Origin of the sequence: Brevibacillus sp. (assembly GCF_003521185.1) — a bacterium.
In the GTDB taxonomy this organism is placed as follows: Bacteria; Bacillota; Bacilli; order Brevibacillales; family Brevibacillaceae; genus Brevibacillus; species Brevibacillus parabrevis.
The window spans coordinates 1-20930 of the sequence record NZ_DOTK01000025.1 but is presented as its reverse complement, the minus strand read 5'-3'; the positions used below and the strand labels follow the sequence as shown (position 1 = coordinate 20930).

General features: G+C 51.3%; 23 protein-coding genes. All 23 read right to left on the bottom strand.

Annotated features, from left to right (window positions below):
- Positions 1–44: 44 nt before the first annotated feature.
- The 23 genes from DEP07_RS05275 to DEP07_RS05165 all read right to left on the bottom strand — a co-directional run bounded on the left by DEP07_RS05275 (position 45) and on the right by DEP07_RS05165 (position 20702).
- On the bottom strand, positions 45–899 hold the full coding sequence (locus tag DEP07_RS05275) for a glutamate ABC transporter substrate-binding protein (protein WP_122962787.1): 855 nt from the start codon (positions 897–899) through the stop codon (positions 45–47).
- Positions 900–932: 33 nt separating this feature from the next.
- Positions 933–1661 carry an amino acid ABC transporter ATP-binding protein gene (locus DEP07_RS05270; protein WP_122962786.1) on the bottom strand — a complete coding sequence of 243 codons (729 nt, stop codon included), beginning with the start codon at positions 1659–1661 and terminating at the stop codon, positions 933–935.
- Positions 1662–1853: 192 nt separating this feature from the next.
- Positions 1854–2372, bottom strand: coding sequence for a DUF2179 domain-containing protein (locus tag DEP07_RS05265; protein WP_122962785.1), 519 nt, complete (start codon positions 2370–2372; stop codon positions 1854–1856).
- Between the two features lie 174 nt (positions 2373–2546).
- Positions 2547–3473 (bottom strand): ADP-ribosylglycohydrolase family protein, encoded by a 927-nt coding sequence (locus DEP07_RS05260; protein ID WP_217021868.1) that lies wholly within the window; start codon positions 3471–3473, stop codon positions 2547–2549.
- Between the two features lie 76 nt (positions 3474–3549).
- Positions 3550–3747: a hypothetical protein gene (locus DEP07_RS05255; RefSeq protein WP_122962783.1), complete on the bottom strand. Its 198-nt coding sequence runs from the start codon at positions 3745–3747 to the stop codon at positions 3550–3552.
- A gap of 114 nt (positions 3748–3861) precedes the next feature.
- Positions 3862–4152: a DUF3817 domain-containing protein gene (locus DEP07_RS05250; RefSeq protein WP_122962782.1), complete on the bottom strand. Its 291-nt coding sequence runs from the start codon at positions 4150–4152 to the stop codon at positions 3862–3864.
- Positions 4153–4246: 94 nt separating this feature from the next.
- Positions 4247–4768: a PadR family transcriptional regulator gene (locus tag DEP07_RS05245; RefSeq protein ID WP_063228400.1), complete on the bottom strand. Its 522-nt coding sequence runs from the start codon at positions 4766–4768 to the stop codon at positions 4247–4249.
- A gap of 13 nt (positions 4769–4781) precedes the next feature.
- Positions 4782–6305 carry an MDR family MFS transporter gene (locus DEP07_RS05240; protein ID WP_173596027.1) on the bottom strand — a complete coding sequence of 508 codons (1524 nt, stop codon included), beginning with the start codon at positions 6303–6305 and terminating at the stop codon, positions 4782–4784.
- 167 nt (positions 6306–6472) lie between these two features.
- Positions 6473–7042 (bottom strand): FAD-dependent oxidoreductase, encoded by a 570-nt coding sequence (locus DEP07_RS05235; protein ID WP_122962780.1) that lies wholly within the window; start codon positions 7040–7042, stop codon positions 6473–6475.
- Positions 7043–7202: 160 nt separating this feature from the next.
- The gene (locus tag DEP07_RS05230) at positions 7203–7727 is read right to left on the bottom strand and encodes a GNAT family N-acetyltransferase (RefSeq protein ID WP_122962779.1); all 525 of its coding nucleotides are present in this window, start codon (positions 7725–7727) and stop codon (positions 7203–7205) included.
- A 137-nt stretch (positions 7728–7864) separates the two neighbouring features.
- A complete protein-coding gene (cyoD, locus tag DEP07_RS05225) occupies positions 7865–8182 on the bottom strand; it encodes a cytochrome o ubiquinol oxidase subunit IV (RefSeq protein ID WP_063228404.1) in 318 nt (105 codons plus the stop codon).
- Between the two features lies 1 nt (position 8183).
- Positions 8184–8786 carry a cytochrome o ubiquinol oxidase subunit III gene (cyoC, locus tag DEP07_RS05220; RefSeq protein WP_173596270.1) on the bottom strand — a complete coding sequence of 201 codons (603 nt, stop codon included), beginning with the start codon at positions 8784–8786 and terminating at the stop codon, positions 8184–8186.
- Positions 8787–8788: 2 nt separating this feature from the next.
- Positions 8789–10759 (bottom strand): cbb3-type cytochrome c oxidase subunit I, encoded by a 1971-nt coding sequence (locus tag DEP07_RS05215; RefSeq protein WP_122962777.1) that lies wholly within the window; start codon positions 10757–10759, stop codon positions 8789–8791.
- Positions 10760–10780: 21 nt separating this feature from the next.
- On the bottom strand, positions 10781–11758 hold the full coding sequence (qoxA, locus tag DEP07_RS05210) for a cytochrome aa3 quinol oxidase subunit II (RefSeq protein WP_122962776.1): 978 nt from the start codon (positions 11756–11758) through the stop codon (positions 10781–10783).
- 540 nt (positions 11759–12298) lie between these two features.
- On the bottom strand, positions 12299–12511 hold the full coding sequence (locus tag DEP07_RS05205) for a hypothetical protein (RefSeq protein WP_122962775.1): 213 nt from the start codon (positions 12509–12511) through the stop codon (positions 12299–12301).
- 279 nt (positions 12512–12790) lie between these two features.
- On the bottom strand, positions 12791–13870 hold the full coding sequence (locus DEP07_RS05200; RefSeq protein WP_122962774.1) for an AbrB family transcriptional regulator: 1080 nt from the start codon (positions 13868–13870) through the stop codon (positions 12791–12793).
- 179 nt (positions 13871–14049) lie between these two features.
- Positions 14050–14922 carry a LysR family transcriptional regulator gene (locus DEP07_RS05195; protein ID WP_122962773.1) on the bottom strand — a complete coding sequence of 291 codons (873 nt, stop codon included), beginning with the start codon at positions 14920–14922 and terminating at the stop codon, positions 14050–14052.
- 2 nt (positions 14923–14924) lie between these two features.
- A complete protein-coding gene (locus DEP07_RS05190) occupies positions 14925–15626 on the bottom strand; it encodes a TerC family protein (RefSeq protein WP_122962772.1) in 702 nt (233 codons plus the stop codon).
- Between the two features lie 184 nt (positions 15627–15810).
- The gene (locus tag DEP07_RS05185; protein ID WP_287102218.1) at positions 15811–16143 is read right to left on the bottom strand and encodes a hypothetical protein; all 333 of its coding nucleotides are present in this window, start codon (positions 16141–16143) and stop codon (positions 15811–15813) included.
- Positions 16144–16249: 106 nt separating this feature from the next.
- A complete protein-coding gene (locus DEP07_RS05180) occupies positions 16250–16924 on the bottom strand; it encodes an AroM family protein (RefSeq protein WP_217021863.1) in 675 nt (224 codons plus the stop codon).
- A 76-nt stretch (positions 16925–17000) separates the two neighbouring features.
- Positions 17001–17945 carry a DUF1177 domain-containing protein gene (locus DEP07_RS05175; RefSeq protein WP_287102217.1) on the bottom strand — a complete coding sequence of 315 codons (945 nt, stop codon included), beginning with the start codon at positions 17943–17945 and terminating at the stop codon, positions 17001–17003.
- A 63-nt stretch (positions 17946–18008) separates the two neighbouring features.
- Entirely contained in the window at positions 18009–19070 is a 1062-nt protein-coding gene (locus DEP07_RS05170; protein ID WP_287102216.1) for a DUF917 domain-containing protein, read from the bottom strand.
- 21 nt (positions 19071–19091) lie between these two features.
- Complete coding sequence (locus DEP07_RS05165) at positions 19092–20702, bottom strand: OPT/YSL family transporter (RefSeq protein ID WP_122962767.1); 1611 nt, start codon at positions 20700–20702, stop codon at positions 19092–19094.
- Positions 20703–20930 lie beyond the last annotated feature (228 nt).

Below are 20930 nucleotides of genomic sequence, written 5' to 3'. Positions count from 1 at the left end.
TGAGCGGCGAAGTGAACCGCTCATCCGTCATGGAGTAGAACCGCTTATTTTTTTGGTTTTTCCCCGATCCATTTTTCATAAATCTTGTCGTATTCGCCGTTTTCCTTCATTTCTTTCAGCAGGTCGTTGACGGCTTTGACAAACTCGGCGTCGCCTTTGTTGATCGCGATACCGTACGGCTCTTCGGTGAACGTTTCTTCTGTTACACGGTAGTTCGGATCTTGCTTCGCCATTCCGTACAGGAGAGCGTTATCGGTAGTGAGCGCATCGCCTTGTCCAGCCTTGAGCGCTGTGAAGGCTTCTGCGTAGTTTTCAAATTCGAGCACTTCTACATCAGGCGCGCTGGCGCGAATGTTTTTCGCAGAAGTGGAGCCTTTGGCTGTCAGCACTTTCATCCCTTTTTGCAGGTCTTTGAGTCCGTTGATCGGGCTGTCTTTTTTCACGAGCAAAGACTGTCCAGCCAGGAAGTACACATCGGAGAAGTCTACTTCTTTTTTGCGGTCCTCGGTAATGGTCATCGTCGCGATAATTGCGTCAATTTCCCCGTTTTTCAGCATCGGGATGCGCGTTTTGGAGGTTACTTCCTTCAGCTCGATTTTGTTTTCGTCGCCGAGCACTTTTTTCGCAATCGCTTTGGCGATATCGATGTCGAAGCCTTCTACGTTGCCGGACGCCGGATCTTTCAAACCGAACAGGTTCAGGTCGTACTTGACGCCGACGACAAACTTGTCTCTTTCTTTGATTTTTGCCAATGTTCCGGTACCAGCTGCCGCACCAGCGCCAGTCGAAGCGGTTCCTCCCTCCGACTTGGCCCCGCCACAGCCTGCCAAAGCAGTTGCGCTAAGCATCAAGACAAGACCCATTCCCGCAATTTTTTTCCAGACGTTTTTTGTTTTCATTTGATTACCCCTCATCTCTTTTTATGTGAATGGCTAGTGATTCAAAATTCGGCTCAGGAACAGACGCGCACGCTCTTCACGCGGACTTGCGAAAAATTCCTGCGGTGTCGCTTCTTCCAAAATCGTTCCCTGGTCCATGAACACGATGCGATCGGCCACCTCGCGGGCAAAGCCCATTTCGTGCGTGACAACGACCATCGTCATCCCTTCTTTTGCAAGCGTCTTCATGACGTCCAGCACTTCCCCGATCGTCTCGGGATCGAGCGCTGAGGTCGGCTCGTCGAACAGCATGATTTTCGGACGCATCGCCAGTCCACGGGCAATCGCTACGCGCTGCTGCTGCCCACCGGAGAGCTGGGTCGGGAATTTTTCCGCCTTTTCCGGAATCCCTACCTTCTCCAAGTAATAGAGCGCCGTTTCTTCTGCTTCCTGTTTGGAGACACCCAATACTTTGATCGGCGCAAGCGTGATGTTTTCCAGAACAGTCTTGTGCGGATACAGGTTGAAGTGCTGGAACACCATGCCGATATCGCGGCGCAGCTTGTTGATGTCGGTATTTTTGTCGTTTACTTTTACGCCGTCCACCAAAAGCTCTCCGCTTGTAACCGTTTCCAATCTGTTGATGCAACGAACCATCGTACTCTTCCCCGAACCGGACGGTCCGATGACGACGACAACCTCTCCCTGGTTGATATGCAGGTCGATGTTTTTCAGGACGTGGAAGCTTCCGTAATGTTTGTTGACTTGATGAAAACTGATCAACCAGATCCCCCCTTGCTCTCTTTCATAGTTTGTATCGTAAAGGCGAACTACCCGAATCTACAGAAAAATACAAATCAATTTTATTTCTCTTTATAATTTTCTAAATTGTGAACGGAATTTAAGCACAAAAAAGGCCAGTTGCCCCCATGCCTGCCCGGCACAAAAGTCAACTGGCTTCGTTTTGGGATCGCCTTATCCCCGCAGACGGTTCACCCAGAAACCGCCCTTCAAGTGTTTCGGCTCAAAAGAAATGACAAAAGCTTTAGGCGCGATCTGCTGAATGAGCTGCCACAGCTTTTTTTCGTTGCTGCGCTTGGTCAGCACTTGCATCATGAGCCGATGCCCATCGCGGCCTTCCGCTACCCAGGAAGTGACGCCAAAGCCATGTTCCCGCAGCTTCACCGGAACGTCCAGATCGACAGAATCGACCACCACCTGGAGCGTCACATAGCCCAGGGCCAAATATTCCTCGATCTTGCTGCCGATGTACACGCCCATTCCCCACCCGATACAGTAAGCGGCGAGATTGACCGGATTGTCCAGGTTATCCAGAACAATCGCCAGTCCTTTCAAATACACGAACACTTCCACCATCGCCAGGAGCGAAGCCAACACGCGGTACCCTTTGATCACCATCAACAGTCTCAGCGTAAAAAAAGACACGTACAAAATGTTAATCCCGATGATGATCCACACAAACTCGAAGCCCATTTCTCCCCTACCCCCACCCAGACCGGGTCATTGCTGTTTTCCAATCACGTCTCGAATATAAACGATGTGCCGTGCAAAATCTAGCTGGAAAAGGACGCTTAAAATTTTCCAGCGAGCCGCCTTTCACCAACAGCCCAAAACAGCTTAATGACCAAAAGAATTGGGTAGATTTGCTCAGTTCGCCCGCCGATCCAGCAGCTTGTCAGCCATCTGCTCGATCAGCTCGCGCTTGGCCAGCAAATCGAGCATTCGCTTGGGCAGTGCCTCGACTCCGTAGTAGGCTCCTGCCAATTGACCGTAAACAGCCCCGGTCGTATCCGCGTCATCACCGAGATTGACAGCGCGAAACAAGCCCGCCTCAAATGTGTCTGTCGTGCAAAAAGCCCACAGCGCTGCTTCCAGCGACTCTACCACGTACCCTGATCCTTTGATTTCCGTCTCTGCTTTGCCTTTGTACGAACCAAGAGCGACGCGGGCAATGCCGGGATCAAGCGGTTCCTCTGCCCACAAATTCTCGACAGGCGAATAGGCTCCCGCCAGCAATTGCTCCTTTGGCACGCCCTGCAAAGCTCCCAGCAACAGCGCACCCAAAAACCGGCAGCCATCTACCGCTTGGGCTGCCGCATGTGTCGTGCGCGAGCTTTGGGCGCACATGTCGATGGCTTGCCTCGGCTCGCCTGCGAAAAAGAGCGCTACAGGAGCCAGCCGCATGATCGAACCGTTTCCAGCCGTCCTCGGGTCTGTCGATCCGCTGTATGGTTGCCCTGTCTGTTCATACCGCCACAGCGCTTCCTTTGTCGCATTGCCGATGTCAAAACAGTGATCCTTGCAGCTCATGTACCCTTTGCGATACCAGGCCAAGTAACGGTTCATTTGATCCTCTGGATCGAACCTCCCCGTCTCGCTCAGGCTCTCCGCCAGACACAGTGCCATGGAAGTATCATCCGTCCATTGACCCGGCTGCAAATCAAACGGCCCTCCGCCGATCATTTCCGTAAGCGGCTCAAACGTGCCTGGCTTGCGAAATTCCAGCGTCGCTCCAAGCGCATCCCCTATTGCCAAACCGAGCAAGCTGCCTGCATAACGCTCACGCAGTTCCATAGCCAACACCACCTTTTCAGAATTATCAATCTATTTATCGACAGGTCAGAATAGGCTCTTGCCTACCCTACCTCCTTCAGACAAAACATCTGGCAATCACACTCTTGCCGACATGCTGCTCGTCCAGCTCGTCAGACGCCACCTTCTCGTCGCTTTGCGTGAAGGTAATAATCTGCGGCATTACCAGCTTGTACCGATTCTCCATCACGGTTTCCAGCACATACTGCCCTTCGTTATCCCACAAAAGAACACCTGCCAAAATCCTGGTCTCCACACAGATCCTCCCCCGTCGTGGTAAATATAGACAACCCACCTACGATTGAACTTATCTGCTGGTGCAGCAAAGACGGGTACGATGACCCGCCTTTCCTCTGCGCTCTTTGTTGTTTTATTGCTCTTTTTTCAATCGTGCATCCAGAACAAAATTGCCGAACGGCAACAGAGACGCGATAAACGCCACGATTACCTTCAAAATGGACCATCTGTCCTTAAATGTAACATGAGCCAAGGCCAAAATATAGAGGACAAAAAACAAGCCATGCAATGAGCCTGCGACTTTTACTGCGTCCGGAAAATCGAGGTAGTACTTGAGCGGCATCGCAATCAACAGCAACACCAGATACGAAATTCCTTCAATAATGCCGATAACGCGAAAACGTCCGAGTGCGGTATTCATCATGGGCGGATACCATCCTTGCTTGTAATTATCATCATTATAAACGAAAAACTATCTAAATGATGAGAATTGTCCATTGTTCATAATAAATTCAAAATCAGCGGCCCCATGATTGTTCGCGAATGCGTTCCATCCAGCGCACCTCGGCATGCAAATGCTCGATCGCCCCAATCAGGATCGTCTTCGCCCCCCAATTCAGCTGCTGCTGCTCCATGATCGATTCGAGCAAGGCAGCGAGCCGTTGCACCTCCTGGATGTTCACGGCCAAAGCTTCCCCCATTTTTGCGGGATCGCCATGAGAGGCGAAGGTCAGAGCTGTATAAATCGGATTGGTGAGTTGCATCGGCTTGCGCATTTCCTGCAAAAGCAGCTCCTGAAACTCCGCCTCCCCTGTTTTGGTGATGCGATACATTGTCTTATCCGGGCGGTTAGACTCGCGAATGACTTGCGTAATCTCGATCATCCCACCCTTTTCAAGCTGATTGATGGCGTAGTAGAGTGAGCCTTTGGCGTATTTGACGTAGCAATCGATTCCTCGCGTCTTCACCTGCTGCTGGATTTCATACGGGTGCTTTTCCCCTTCCATCAGCAGCCCTAAAATAAGCAATTTCAAACTCATGGCTACTCCCCTCTTACCCGCGTTCAGGCTTGGCTTGCGGAGCCTTTTTTCCCGACGTTACCACTCGCTCATTGCCCATCAGCAAAATACAGACGACCGCGAGTAGAGCGGGAACAAGCGCCCACAAAAACGTGTGAGCGATGGAAGAAGCAAGAATGTCCGTCATTTTTTCCAGCACGGGAGCCGGAATCGCAGCTCTTGCTTCCGGCGTCAAAATCGCGCGCGGATCGGTGATCGCACCAGCTGCACCTTGACCGGAGAAAGCAGAAGCCATGCCATTTTCAAACTGGTTGCGCTGCAAAATGCCAAACACCGTAATCCCCAGCGTCATGCCGAGCGAACGGGAAAAAGAGTTCGTCGAGCTGGCCGATCCACGTTGGCGCATGTCGAAGCCATGAATCGCGGATATCCCGAGAACCGAGAAATTGAACCCGACACCAAATCCGGTAATCGTCATGAAGATCGTCACCGTAGAGCGAGCCATGTCAGGCGACAAGGTGCTAAGCAGAAACAATCCCGGTACGAAAAAGACCGCTGACAGCAGCATGATGTTGCGGAAGCTCGTTTTCGTCGTGAGAAAACCGCCGACCTGGCTGCCAACAACAGAACCGAGCATCATCGGCGTCAGGAGCAAGCCGGAATTGGATGCAGACCCGCCATATACCCCTTGGATGAAGATCGGCAAATAGACCGTCGTGATGATAAAAGCGGCTCCGTACAGCAGAGCGACTGCATTCGTCGTAGCGAACAATCTGCGTTCAAACATCGCAAACGAAATAATCGGTTCCGAAGCTTTCTTTTCCACAAACAGAAAAATCACGAACAGCAGGAAAAACGCAGTGAACAGTCCGATGATTTGCACGGAGTTCCATGCGTACTGATTGCCGCCAAGCTCCAGGGCAAACATGAGACTGACGACAGCGCCGACAAGCGTGATCGCTCCCCACCAGTCGATGCTTTGCTTGCGGTGCTCAAGCGACTCTCTGTAGTACCTCGCGATAAACCAAAGAGACAGCGCCCCGATTGGCACGTTGATGAAAAAGATCCAGTGCCAGCTGACGTACTCCGTGATGTACGCTCCGAGCAACGGCCCGAACACGCTGGAAGTACCGAAAACCGCTCCGAACAGCCCCGTCATTTTCCCGCGCTTTTCCGGCGGGAACACGTCAAAAATGATCGTGAAGGCAATCGGCATCAAAGCGCCTCCGCCGATCCCCTGAATGGCGCGGTAAATGCTCAATTCGATGATGCTGTTTGCCGTTCCGCACAAAATCGAACCCAATAAGAAAACGATCAGGCCAAATATGTAGAAACGCTTGCGCCCGTACATGTCGGAAAGCTTGCCGAAGATCGGCATACCCGCCATCGTCGCGACCATGTAAGCGGATGTTACCCAGACGAATTTGTCCATGCCGCCCATCTCGCCCACAATCGTCGCCATGGCAGTCGCCACGATCGTGTTGTCCATAGACGCAATCAAGAGCCCTAACAAGAGGCCCGTGACGACAAAATTCACTTTGCTTTCTTTGGCGATCATTGCCGTTGTCCTCCCTGATAGTCAAATCAAACTAATATTCTTTATTATATTCAAATTTGACCATTTGTCTGTAAAAAAATATTGAAGAACTCCAACTGGCTTCTCCTTCTCTTCGCGCGATACAAAAACACCTTCTCTCCCAAAAGAGAAGGTGCCTTACTTTTCGCTTAGTTCGTTTTCAACACGTCGTGATCGACATAACGCTCGCCATTCAGCTCGCTGATGACGTTGATCGCAACTTTGGCGCCATCGCCAGAAGTAATGATCGTATGTACGCTCACGCCTGCGCACGTGCCCGCTGCCCAAATGCCGTCGATGTTCGTTTTTCCTTGCGCGTCTACGTCTACTATTGTTTTGATTCTTGGCTCCGTGCCATCTTTCGTCTTCAAGCCGATTGTTTCCGCGAGAGCTGTGACTGCTCCCGTCGCCAAAATGACGTGCTTCGCTTCGAACGAGCCTTTTTCCGCCGTTTCGACTACCAGTCCTTGCTCGGTTTTCGTCACGTTGGTTACTTGGTCTTCCACCAGCTCTGCTCCGAATTTTGCAGCCTGTTTTTTCCCCGTTTCAATCAGGTCAGGGCCAGAGATTTCCATGATGCCATAGTGGTTTTCCATCCAAGCGCGTTTGGTCATGCTTTTGTCATTGTCAATCAACAGCGTCTTTTTGCCTGCTTTTGCAGCGAAAATCGCTGCGCTGCCTCCCGCTGGACCTGCTCCAATAATCACGATATCAAACAAAGAAATCTCCCCTTTCCAAAATGTGTTACAAGACATAATTATATACTTTGTTTGTGAAAAGAAAAGCCTTCCCTTCTCTGAAAATCTCGCGAAGACGTTCTGCACCCTTCAATAGTATGAAATCTTCGCAGAAAACGATGCACGGCTTTGGCGCAAAACCTTACAGACGAATCCAAAATCGCCGCACGACATTGCCATCCTCTTCGATTACCTCGGATTCAAACACCCCGCCGTTGCCGAGAATCGTTTTTTCCGAACCGATATTGTGGCTGTCGCACACGACCAGCACCCGCTCCAGGCCAAGCTCCCTCGTCTTGTCCAGCGCTTGGGCAAGAATTGCCGTCGCGTAGCCTTTGCGTCTTTCGCTGGGCCGGATGCCGTAGCCAATATGTCCCCCGACGTTCAGCAATCGTTCGTTCAGGCGATGGCGAATGTTGACCGCCCCGACGATCTGCTCTTTTCCATCGACCAGCCAGTAAGTAGAGTGCGGCACCCAGCCTGCTTGCAGGTTTTCTTCCTTTCCCTCTCGCTCCATGAATGCCAGATAAGTCTCAAAATCATGCGGATCGTGCCCGATCACCCATGGAACGAACGGTTCCCCGCTTTGCTTCCATTCCTCGTAAAAAGCCAAATACTCCTGTTTGCGCTCGACTGACGGCTTGACCAAATACGGCGTCTCCGACATGCTTGTTCTCTCCTTTTTGTCAATAAATTCCGTCTATCTTAGCATGGACATCGCCGCTGGACAAGAAAAAAAGCGTGACACGAGCAACCAATCGCTCGCATCACGCCTTGTTTGTTTTTGAAAATTACCCTTGCTTCTTAGTACTTGTTGAACATCATGATCCAGATGGAACCTGCGATAATCGTGAACACGATCACAAGTCCGAGAATCAGTGTCTGTACATTGTAGCGCGGCTTTTCTCCCTCACGGATGTGCATGAAGAAGAACAGCTGAACAACGAATTGCAAGATGGCCATCACCAGAATCGTGATTACGAGAGCCGTTTTTTCGAGCATCTGATTCATGACCAGCACCAGCGGGATGATGGTGAGCACAATCGAGAGAACGAAACCGATCACGTAAGACTTCAGCGATCCGTGATCTTGATGACCGCCATGGTTTTGATGTTGTGTCATCTTACATCACCCCCATCAGATAGACGACTGTGAAGAGGAAGATCCACACAACGTCCAGGAAGTGCCAGTACAAGCTCAGGTTGGTAACTTTGCGGCGAGTTACCGCATTAATTCCACGGCGCTTCAGCTGCATCATCAGCGCTACCATCCAGAACAGACCAACGGAAACGTGCAAACCGTGCGTACCGACCAGTGTGAAGAACGCGGACCAGAAGCCGCTAGTAGCCATGGTCGCACCTTCGTGCATCAAATGCGTAAACTCGTTAACCTCCAGCACGACGAACGCAAGACCGAGAACAGCAGTTACAGCGAGCCAGGCGATCAGCTCTTTTACTTTCCCTTTGTTCATCGCCAGTACAGCAAGTCCGCTGGTAAAGCTACTGGTCAACAAGATAAAGGTTGAAGCGATGATCCCAGGCAGTTCAAACAATTCTTTTCCAGTCGGTCCGCCTGCAAAGCTATGCATCATTACCGCATAGGTAGCAAACAGCGTACCGAACAAAATGCAGTCCGTTACAACGAAAATCCAGAAGCCAAGAACCTTGAGTTGCTCATGCTCTTCATGATGGTCATGGCCATGACTATGGTCGTGATGATTAGCCATCATTACAACACCCTCCCCAGTGAAGCCTCCGTGCGACGCACTTCATCCACCGGTACGTAATAATCCGTATCGTATTGGAAGGAGCGTACCCACATGCACACGGCAACTCCAATGAATCCAACTACGGCCATCCATACCCATCCAAAGGTGAAACCAAATCCAATCAGGAACCAGAAGGTCGACATGATAATCGGAATACCCGAGTTTTTCGGCATATGAATTGGTTCCAGATGCACCGGCTCTTCTTTATACGTGCCGTTTGCTTTCGCTTGTTTTGTTGCCCACCAGTCATCCGAGTCTTTTACATTCGGAACGACAGCAAAGTTGTAGAACGGTGCTGGAGATGGAATCGACCATTCCAGTGTACGCGCATCCCATGGGTCGCCTGTTGTATCCCGTTCCCCATGCTTGATGCTGTACGTAATTTGCCATACTTGGAAGATGAAACCGATCCCCATCATGAAGGCACCGACAGTCGATACGAGGTTGAGGTCTTCCCAACCGCGATCCCAGCCGTATGTGTAGTAACGGCGTGTCATACCCATGAAGCCGAGCGCGTATTGCGGCATAAAGCAAATATAGAAACCGATATTCCAGAACCAGAAGCCCCAACGTCCGAGCTTTTCATCGAGCTTGAAGCCGAACAGTTTTGGCCACCAGTAGTAAATACCTGCCAGGTAACCGAACACAACCCCACCGATCAACACTTGGTGGAAGTGGGCAATCAGGAAGTAGCTGTTGTGGTACTGGTAGTCTGCCGGAGCTACCGCCAGCATGACACCTGTCGCTCCCCCTACGAGGAAGCAAGGAATGAACGCAATGGTCCACAACATTGGTTGTTTAAAGGATATCCGACCACGGAACATCGTAAACAGCCAGTTAAATACCTTAACCCCGGTCGGGATCGCAATGACCATCGTCGATATCGCAAAGAACGCGATAACGCTGGCGCTTGTACCCATTGTGAAAAAGTGGTGAGCCCATGTAAAGAAGGACGCGATCGCAATCGCCATCAAAGCCCACACCATGGATTTGTAACCGAAAATGCGTTTGCGCGAGAATGTCGCAACTACTTCAGAGAAAATACCGAATGCTGGTACAACTACGATGTATACCTCTGGGTGACCCCACATCCAGATGAGGTTCAGGTACATCATCGGGTTACCGCCGCCGTCCATCGTGAAGAAGTGAGCACCTGCGAAACGGTCAAGGAACAAAAGTGCGATTGTAATAGTCAAGATTGGGAAAGCAAAGATAATCATGATGCTGGAAGACAATACCGACCAGCTAAACAGCGGCATTTTGGAAAGAGTCATTCCTGGTGCACGCATTTTGAGAATCGTAACGATAAAGTTGATACCTGTTGCCAAACTACCGATACCGGAAATTTGAATACCCCAGATCCAGAAGTTTTGACCAGGTCCCGGACTGAAATCATTTTGTGACAATGGCGGATAAGACAACCAACCAGCGTCCGGGGAGCCCCCGATAACGAACGACAGGTTGAACAGCATCGCGCCAAGGAAGAACAGCCAGAAGCTGAGCGCGTTCAGGAACGGATACGCAACGTCGCGCGCACCGATTTGCAGCGGAACAACCATGTTGAACAAACCAAACATCATCGGCATCGCCATGAACAAAATCATGATCGTACCGTGAGTCGTAAAGATCGCGTTATAGTGATCGGCATGCAGGAATTCCAAATTCGGGAATGCCAGCTGCAAACGCATCAGCAGGGCGTCAACCCCACCGCGGAACAGCATGAGGAGCGATGCAATCAGGTACATGATCCCGATACGTTTATGGTCAACGGTAGTCAGCCATTCGCGCCAGAGCCAACCCCATTTTTTATATTTGGTCAAGACAAACACGATCGCGAGCATTGTCAAAACAATCGATACGTCCGCACCGTAAATCAGTGGGTCACCAGTTACAAAGAACGTGGATGCAAAATCCTTAATGTCCTCCCACACGTGGTATTCCTCCTCCCTCTCCTAATGTTTCATGCTGGAATGATCCATTCCAGGCATGTTGCTCATGTCAGTTGGTGGCAATTGCGAGGTTTCTTTTGACTTATCGCCTGTCGGAGCAGGCTGCTTTTGCATTACATGGTCCATATCATGGCCATGACCGTATTTTTGAACAATCTCTTCAAACAAGCCTTCCGGGAATGCAGAGTACAGTTTTTCCTCAGCCAATCCTGGTTTTTTCAGCTCGTTGTAATCTTCTTTTGTCATAGCAGGGGAAGTGCCTTTTACTTCACTGACCCATTTATTGAACTCTTCTTGCGGTTTCGCTACTACTTTAAACTGCATGTGCGCAAATTTTTCACCAGAGAAGTTGGAACTGAATCCAGCAAATTCGCCTGGTTCATCTGCTTGCAAATACAGCTCAGTCGCCATACCTGCCATCGCGTAAACCTGACCGCCCAACGATGGCACCCAGAAAGAGTTCATCGGAGCTTCTGCGGAAATTTGGAAATGAACAGGTACACCAACCGGAATTTCCAGGTAGTTGACCGTCGCAATGTTTTGTTCTGGATAAGTGAACATCCATTTCCAATCCAATGCGGTAACCTGAACGGTCATCGGTGCTACTTCTTTATTCGGAGATTCCTTCAGCACATACGTATCGCGAACGGTAAAGTAACCCAAGATCGCAATGATGACTACCGGAATGCCCCACCAGATTGCTTCAAGGACCGAGTTATGTGCCCACTCAGGTTTGTAAGGCGCCTTGTTATCCGGTTTATCCCGATATCGATACACGATAAAAGCGGTAAGCGCAAGAACCGGAACGATGATGACGGCGCACAATATCGTGGAAATAATAATGAGATTGTACTGCGTCTCTGCTACAGGCCCTTTCGGATTCAAGACAAGATACTCACTACCACAGCCTGAAAGCAGGACGGTGGTTAACGCTGCCAAGATCCAAAAGTGGATTTGCCTCAGCATTTTTCCTCCACTCATTCTCCTAATCCCTCCTCTTTCACAAAACAACAAGCCTCTAACTGATGATGTGTCCGCTATTCGCGTCCGCTTCCCCTCCGAGTCTTTCACGACAGAGGATGGAATCCATCTTCGAGCAGGACTCAGCAGAGAATTTTAACGTAAGTGAACATATCAACTAACCGCATATACATACTATCAGAGACGGAGAACTTTTGTACTTCTTTTTTCGGACGTTCAATAATTCGTAGCTTTTCTGTGACAAAGTGTTCACGAACCAGTCACGAGTTGATCAAATTCTTGTTAACAATCCCCTGCGATGCACATCTCCATCCAAAATTGGTCGCGATATCCAGCCGTTTTGCCGCCTTTGCGTTGTTTCATTTAAAATAAACAGCCCCTTCCTTCGGACATCGCCAGAAGAAGGGGCTGGATCAAGGCAAACAAAACGGTCACATCCCATTTCATGAAAAACGTCGAGACATTTTTCACAGAAAAAAACCTCTCATTTTAAAAAGGAAGCTTCATGAGAGGTTTTGTCTATGAATTTGTCATCGCTCTTTACACTTCTTGCTTACGCAGATTCAACAGGCGGAAAACGGTGCTCATAATGAAAATGTTCATTCCTGCAATCAAGAAACCAATCGATACCATCAACGGGAAGTTCTCTGCTCTGAAATCGCTTGCAGTAAACGCCATCAGCAGGCCACCAATTGCAATTGCGGTCCAGGCAATCCATCTCAGCACATCTGCGGCTCTTTTATCTGTATTCATGATTTAAAACCCCTGTCGTTTTGGATTTTCGTCTTTGCTCGTTTTCTTTGTTGAACTTATTGTAACATAAAATTCACTTTTTGTTCATGTTTTGTTCAAATTTTGATTGAAAATTTGTCAAAAGTTTTTTCACAAACCTCTTGTCGTCTATGTTGTTACATTTTTCCTTTGTGTCTTAATTGTGAAACAGGGAAAAAAACGGACAAAAAAAGCCTGCCGCCTCGCTTTTGCGAAAAACGGCAGACTCTTTTGTTCCCTTTTGCCTTGCCCATCAACCAATCAAGCTGTCTTTTCCAAAGTGGCAGCCGCCTCATTCCTGTGCCTTTTGCCCCAACTGCGCCCGCCAACAGAGAACAACGTCAGGACAAACAGGACGCGGAACAACTGGAAGGCGGTCACAAGCAACGGATCGGCTCCGATCGTCATCGCAGTCAGGCTCATTTCCGCGATTCCGCCGGGCGCAGTCGCCAGGATGCCTGTCGCAAGCTCCATGTCAGCCAAATAAGTCATGCCGGCAGCCATCGCTGTTACGATCGCGAACAGCAGCAGAGCGTGCATGACGGCGAAGAGAAAGAAGCGTTTTTGCTGCCGGACTTCCTCTTTGCGAAAGCCCAAGCCGATACTCACCCCGATCATCACTTGCGCCGCCTTGACCAACTCTCCCGCCAGCAGCGGATTTGCATTGCCCGACGGGTTGTTCAGCGACACAATCGCGGCAATCAGCAATGGTCCGAGAAGGTATGGCGCTGGCACGCGACAGCGCGCTGCGAGCAAGGCAGCAAGCGAGCTGGCGATGACCAGAAGCACAGTCGGGAGCCATGCCAGCTGCTGGACGCTCGCCAACACCCCCGTAGTCGAGCTGTGGTTCCCGGATATCCAGGAAATCAAAAAGGGGATGCACAGCACAATCATGACGGCGCGGATCGAATGAAAGATGGAGATAATCTGCTGATTGCCGCCGATGGACTGTCCAATCGACACCATTTCCGACAGCCCGCCCGGTATGTTGCTGAAGATAGCAGTAATTCGATCCACCTTGCCGATTTTGTAAAAAAGCCACGCGTTGAACAGGCTGAGCAACACGGTGAACAAGGTGGCGATCAGCATCAAACCGATATGATCTGTCATGGTCTGCCAAATACTCGGCGTCATGCGCAGGCCAAGCGATATGCCGATCACGATCAGTCCCGCCTGACGGAACCAACCGGGAATCCACAAGTTTTTGCTGCCCAACATCGTAGCAGCGACGGTGGCGACGAGCGAACCGATCATCCATGGAAGCGGGCTGTGAACGAGAGCAAACAGCCAGCCTCCAGCCGCTCCGAGCGACAGTGCAAGCCCTATTCGAAGCAAGTTCATGCTGATTCCTTCTCTCCCTGTCTGACGTTGCGATCTTTTGTACAGTTCCAGTGTACGCCAGAAGAAAACAGCTGAAAAATACCGAATCGTTATCGCGATCGATTCGTTTCGCGAATGGCACAAAAGAAAAAGCTGCCCGCGTGGAGCTTGCACTCCTTGCTCGGGCAGCGACGAACGCGTTAATAGGAATGAGGAAAATCCATCTGTTGCATAAAGCGGACGAACGCTTTTACATTTTGCAGCTCCATGGATTCCTCATGGTAAAACATCCATGTACTTCGCCTGATCGGCTGGTTTGCCGCATCCCGAAGCTCGATCAGATGCAGCCCTTCCTTGCCCTCTGCCACCAGACGGGGCAAAATGGCGTAGCCAAGCCCGCTCGCGACCATCTCGCCGCACGTGTCAGCCTTGTCTACTTCCATGTCGATTCGCGGCGGCGAGGAGTAATTTTGTGTCCACCAGCTATCCACCAATGTCTGCAAAAGCGGATCAGTCTCGTAATCAATTCGCGGCAAGTCAGGAAGGCTTTTTAAATCGAGCGGAGTTTGCGAGACAATGCACACGCTTTCCTCAAACAAAAGCTGTTTGCCCCCCGGCCAATTGTAATCACCGCGCACGAAGCCAAGGTGCACATCCTGGTTGTAAACGGCCTGGTACACGTCTTTGCTCCAGCCTGTCTCCACCTTAAATTCCACCAGCGGATACTTTTGCTTGAACAGCTTCAAAAGCCCTGGCAGCTTGTAACGGGCAAAGTAGTTGGAGACGCCGAGGCGCAAGGTGCCGCTAACCTCTTCTCCCATATTCGCCACATGTTCCTTGATCTTGCGCAGTCGGACGAGCATTTCGTCTGCACAGTTCGCCAAATACTCGCCCTCCGGTGTAAAGTGAACGCCCCTTCTGCCGCGCTGCACGATTTGCACGCCAAATTCTTTTTCGATTTGCCGCAGACGCTTGGTCAAAGCAGGTTGGGACAAGTACAGGCTTTTCGCCGTTTTGGTAATGTTTTGTTCCTGATACAGCGTTCGCAAAATCGACCAGTCGCGGTATTCCATGGCTACAATGTCTCCGCGTGATCTTGCGCGGCGCTGCCTTCCTCTGACTTTTCACCCTTGCGCTTCAGGTACGTGCCCACAGCAATGACCACGAGCGCCAAAGCGACCGGCAAAATGACATGCAAAGCAGGCAACAGTTGTTCCAGAAAAGCTCCGACTACCTTGTCGCCGACGATCATCTCGCCTGCTGTGTACCCAAGCAATGCCGCTCCCAGCAGGACGATGATCGGAAACCGATTCATCAGCTTCATCAAAAGCTGGCTGCCCCACACAATCAAAGGAATGCTGACCGCAAGCCCGATGACGACCAGCAGCATGTTCCCATTTGCTGCACCTGCAACGGCGATGACGTTGTCCAGACTCATGATCAAATCGGCAAAAATAATCGTTTTCAAAGCCTCCATCATGTTCGAACCGCTACCAATGCGGGCATCCTCTTCCTCGCCTTTGAGCAGTTTGACCGCGATCACGATCAAAAGCAGTCCGCCCAAAACTTGGACAAACGGGATTTGCAGCAGCCAAATGGCAATGAAAGTCAGGATGATTCTCAGTCCGATTGCCCCGAATCCGCCCCAGAAAACAGCTTTCTTTTGCACTTCTGGACGCAAGTTACGACAAGCCAGCGCAATAACGACGGCATTGTCCCCACTCAAGACCAGATTGACGATGATGATTTGTAGTAAGCTAAGTAACAATTCTGTCATGATGGCTCCCTCCGTAGGCGATGATAGTGACAATAATAGACCTTTTCGTTTTCATCTGCAGTATTTTTTTCGCTTTTGCCTGCACTTTTTATCAGGTTCAGGCACAGAAAAAGTCTGCCCATCGCGACAGACTCTGTTTTCGTTCGATTGCGGCTGGCTGAAGGATTCATCTAGCGCGATTGCATTAGTTGTTGCCCTGTCCCTTGTAGCCGTATACGGAGTAGTCGGCCTTTACTTTGCGGATCGCATGCCAGACAGGCAAGCCCCGCGCTACCCAACGCAAAGCCGACATGATATTTTGCTCATTCTCAAACTGCTCGACGATAATGACCGTCTTTTCATTTATGTAGGACTGAAGCTCTTCCCAGCCCATTGCCGAATAACGGTCATTGCCGTAAGTGCGCAAGGCCAGAAAATCTTCTCGCTTCGGTTCTTTCATCTGGAGCAGTTGCCGAATTGCTCTCGCACAATCGGGATGAACATCGGGACTGGCCGCATTCGCCAAACGGTCATTCATAAACAAATGCCTCGTTTCTTCTATATATAGTTGCCCTTCTAGCATAAGCAATGCCCATGCTTTCAACAACCATAACATGCGCAAAAAGCATGATCGCGCGGCGAGCCTAGCTGCACCACTCCGCTATCAGCTTCGCCATAAAAGCGCTGGACAATACAACGGGCAATCCGGTCAGTTCGCTCACAAGCTCTCTCGCTTCCTCCGTATACCCCATGCAATCCATGAGCAGGACATCGACCTTGTCTTTGAGCGGTTCGATTGCCGCCTGGTATGCCGCCCGGTCCAGCGCGAACGGGGAGACGACGGCAAATATTGGCTCCAAGCCATGCGGCGCGTATTTTTCCCGCAGCGCTTCCACCTGCTCGGCCAAAGGCACAAGCACGCCGAGTCTGCGGCCTTTTGCCATAATTGCTGCCATGGGCGGAATGATCCGATCCGGCTCCAGCAAAAAAGCCTGCTCTGCGCGCAGTCCGGGAAAGACTCCCGTGCACAAAAGCAAAATGTTGCGGATTCCTGACCGCTCCATGTCCGCTATTTTTTGCTGCAAAATCGGCTGAATCCGTTCCCTGGACAAGACGACAGACTCGCCGCTTGTCAGGCGCGAAGTCAACACGTAATCGCCCGCAGTCGGAGCCAGCTTGCTTGCAATCTCCGCTTTCGTCATCTGATCCAGCACCCCGGCCTGGACCAGCTCCGCCCGCCCCGCCAAATGCTTTTCTACAATCGGCGCAATGTCTTGCCGCGGTGCTTGTCCAATCGTAATCATTCCTACTTTTCTCATCGGCTGCTTGCCTCCTTTTTCCACTTCGTTTGTTTGTAAAAAAACGGGGAGAATCCAGCTCTCCCCGTTCGCTTGTTTAGTTGTGCGCTTCCACGCCCATCGTTTGAAAAATTTTCATGGAGCCGTAGCGGCGATTCATATGAGCAAATTCTTGTTCGTCGTAAAAGCTGGTTGTGCCGTTCGTGTATTCTTTTGCCACTTCAACCGCAAACTTGACCGCGAGCGCAATATCCGTCTCATGACTTGCGCCTGTGCCGCATCCGGGAACAGCCGTCTGGGCCGTAATCGCCACTCCGACTACCGGAGCATCGGTGGCGACAGCAGGCTGCAAAATGCTGTTGATGTGAAAAAGATCGTTGCCGTACGGCGTGATGTCTTGCTGCGTAATCGGGAACGTCACAGGCAGCTGCCCTGTCGTCATTTCCATGATCCGCAACAAATCTTCGCTGATGCGCAAAATGTAGCCTTCCTTGACAGTTGGCGAGATAGCGATTCCTTTATGGTTCACGATGCGGTTGCCTTTTGTCGTGTCAATCGAGAGAATCGCTTCCATCTCGTCGATGACTTCATAGCGATTCATCGTCAAAATATCGACAGGCGATCCCATGAAATCGACCGGCTCATGCGGCTGTGTCGGCGCATTCGGGCATATGTGCGTGCTGATGATCACATCGCCATCGAGAACGTCGCCATTTTTTTGCATCTCGGCAAGCTTCAAGGCGCAAGCGATTGCAGCTACAGCGCCGTCGGCATCAGATACCATCCCGATCCGGCTCGGACGCGCTCCGATTCCGCCAAGTCGGCCGATAATCCCGAATGTTCGCGCGCTGCCGCCAGTGGACTTGCCGTTTTTCCCCGGTACGACGATTTTTACGAAATCGGTGCTGCCTTCTGCTCCTGCGACCGTTTGCACGGTAACCGAAACGCCGGAGTAGGCGGTAAACAGCTCCTTGATCGTTTCGCCATTCACATAGGCGCTGTCCATCGTTTCAAAAACAGTCATCGTTTGCTTCAAAGACATGGTTGCTCCTCCTCGATCCGAACATAGATGTTGTCTCGTGATGTGATGTGGAATCAATCGTTTCTAGCCGAAAAGATAAGGCAGGATTTGTTTGCCCACGGCACCTTCCACAGCGGCAAGCAGTTGTTTGTTTCGCATCGTCGCGCTGAGAAGCAAGTTCTCTTTCGGGACGTGAATGACGGCAATTTGCTGTCCTTTTTCGATTTCCGCCGAAACAATCGGCTTCGCTGTATTGGCGTCGAGTGTCATGATCAGGTCCGGGAACGTGCCGAGCCGCTCTCCTTTGTGCTCCAATGTCATGTACTCGTTCCAGAAAGTCATCTCGTGCCCGCTGATCACTACGCGCCCGACGTCAAAACCGCCCGCTGTCGTCAATTCGCATTCATCTACAGAGCCTGCCGTCACGATGCACCCGCCCAATTTTCGGCACACAGCTTCGATCGCAGCCTCGCCTTTTGCCCCGAGCAGTGCCTGCCCCACTTCAATCGCTTGGCTGATCGCCCCTGGCGCTCCATGCTCGCGGGCATAGCCTACGCTGATCGGGTTGCGGGCCACGACTACCAGACCGCCCGTCTCGACCGACACTTTGCGCACCAGACCCGCCGCCTGCTGCAACTGTCCGCTCACACATACTTCATGGTAAAGCTCATCCTTGCCGCCGACTGCCGCCTGATGGGAAATGTAGCCCTCTACCTCGTGCAGATTCATCGCTCCCATCGAACCAGTCGGATGGGCACGGCCGTTGCAAGGCAGGTCGATTACGGGCAATCCCGTCACTGCGGCCTGGAACCAGCCGTTTACGGTCGTTCCGGCGCCATTTTCATTGGTGATGATTCCTTTGATCGGTTGTCCGATCGTCTTTTCCAGCAGTTGCAGAGCGCGTACGTAGTGCATCGGCTTGACGTACTGATTTTCCGCAGCAGGCGCTCCGACCAGCGCAACGGTTGCCAGCAAGTCATCGTCATTCATTTCATCTGCTGTCACCAGGACAGGAGAGCCGACTTCGAGGGCGAGACGTCCTGTCTCCATGCCATCCTCGATCCAGCCGCCCCCGCCGCCGCCAAGGACTGCTCCGCCGTAGACGGCCGCTTCCATCATCGCTTGATCCAGTATGATTTTCGCCATTTCGTTTCTCCTCCAGTTGCTTTATTTTTTCGCGAATTTGATCAGGGAGTTACAGAAACTGTAGATCGCGTCACCTGCGATAAAACCTGCTGCGAGAATGCTCAGTGTGCTTTCCGCCTGTTTGCCCTTCACTTTCAGGACGACAAAGCGGATCAAAATTCCCGCCAGTACGGCCCAGCCCGCATTCGGGTTGAGAATCAGCAAACCTGTGGCAAACATGACGCCGAGCTGACGGTTGGAGCCGCCAATCAATTGCAGGAGCGCACCCGGAATCGCCCACAGGAACAGCTGCTTGGCCACTTCCGGGGAAGTGCCTGCTGCGATTGTACTGGCGTAAACTTTGTCTACTGGCGGAATCAAGCCTTGCGAGAAAAAGCTTTGATAGGAAAAGGCAACGGTAATGAGCGCAACCCCGAAGGCAATCAATCCGGTAATGTACTGTTGCTTGCGACCGTCTACCTCCAGAGCCGCGTCTGCGCCCTGGCCGCGCAAAATGTAGCCGGTTTTCAAATCGTAGCCCATGTCGGCAAAAGCAGGCCCGGTCGCTGCGCTAAAGCCGACCAGAAGAGCGAGCGCGACAGGCGGGAAGCCAATCATCATCCCGATAATCAGCGTAATCAGTGCAATCGCAAACGCGGGGAACCAGCCGGAATGCATCGCCGCAATCCCCACAATCAGCTCGTGAACATAGGCGGCAAAAGCGGCGAACAACAGAAAGCCGATCAGCATGCCAAACGACATGTCCGTCATCAATCCGCCTGCAAGCGCAACAATCAGCGCTACGACGAGATATGCGACGAAGCCAAGCCCCAAGATGCGGGATGTCGTCTTTTCATTTTGAGTGTAGCTGTCCTCGGGATTGTTCGCGTTTCCTGCGGTGGCCGCAGCAGGCTTTTTCTTTTTCAATATGATAAAAGCTACCTGGAACAACGCGACGATCCCGGCCCCGATCATGAAGCCATGCGGAATGTACAGCGCGTTCAAGTCTTGATTGAACAACGGAACGGAATATTGCCGCAGCAAAAGACCGATTCCGAACATCGTGAGCGCCCAGATGTTCCCGATGAACGCCACCCCGAACGCCGACATCGAAATGCCGAGGTACGAGCCTAACAATCCAGCGCCTGTACCGACTCCCAGCAGCACGCCGCGCTTGCCGCCTTTGTCTCCGGCGATAATCGCCTCGGCCGTTGCTACGCCAGGTGCCCATGTCCCGGAAGCGGGAAAAATTTTCGAATCAAACAGCTTGTACAACAGGGCCGTGTCCACAAACATCGCCAGTCCAGCCCCGATCAGCATCGGAATAATCAGCTCCGGCATGTTCATCGCAAACGGAATCCCGATCGGAATCAACAAACTGTTGGCAGCCCCGAACGTCGCAGAGGAGATCGACGTTTGCACCAGATTTTGCCGATGAGTCGAGCGGTATTTGGAGAAAATCTCCATCGGAATGCGCGCAATCAGCATCGCGGCAATCGCCCCGATAATCGATGTGCTCGGTGTGACCCCGAGTGAAGTAATCAGTTGCATCCCGATCATCGCCCCGAATACGGACAAGGCGATATTGAGAATAAGCGTCATTGGCTCAAATGCGGAGGGATGTTTTTCTCGTGGTGTCTTGTCTTTTTGCATAAGTAGCGCCTCCTTTGTTGAATGAATCATGATGAAAAGAAAAAATGGAAAATAGCCTTTTTGCGATCCAACTTATTTGTTGGCTAGTATTGCCAATCCGCTTCGCCTTTTGCCATGAAAGCGCCTCCACGTTCGCTGGCCAAAAGCTTTGTTGCTTTCCCCCCTTTTGCGCCACGTTTCTTTCTATTCTGTGTTTTTCCACTTTAAATCGGGTAGGAGGCTACCCAT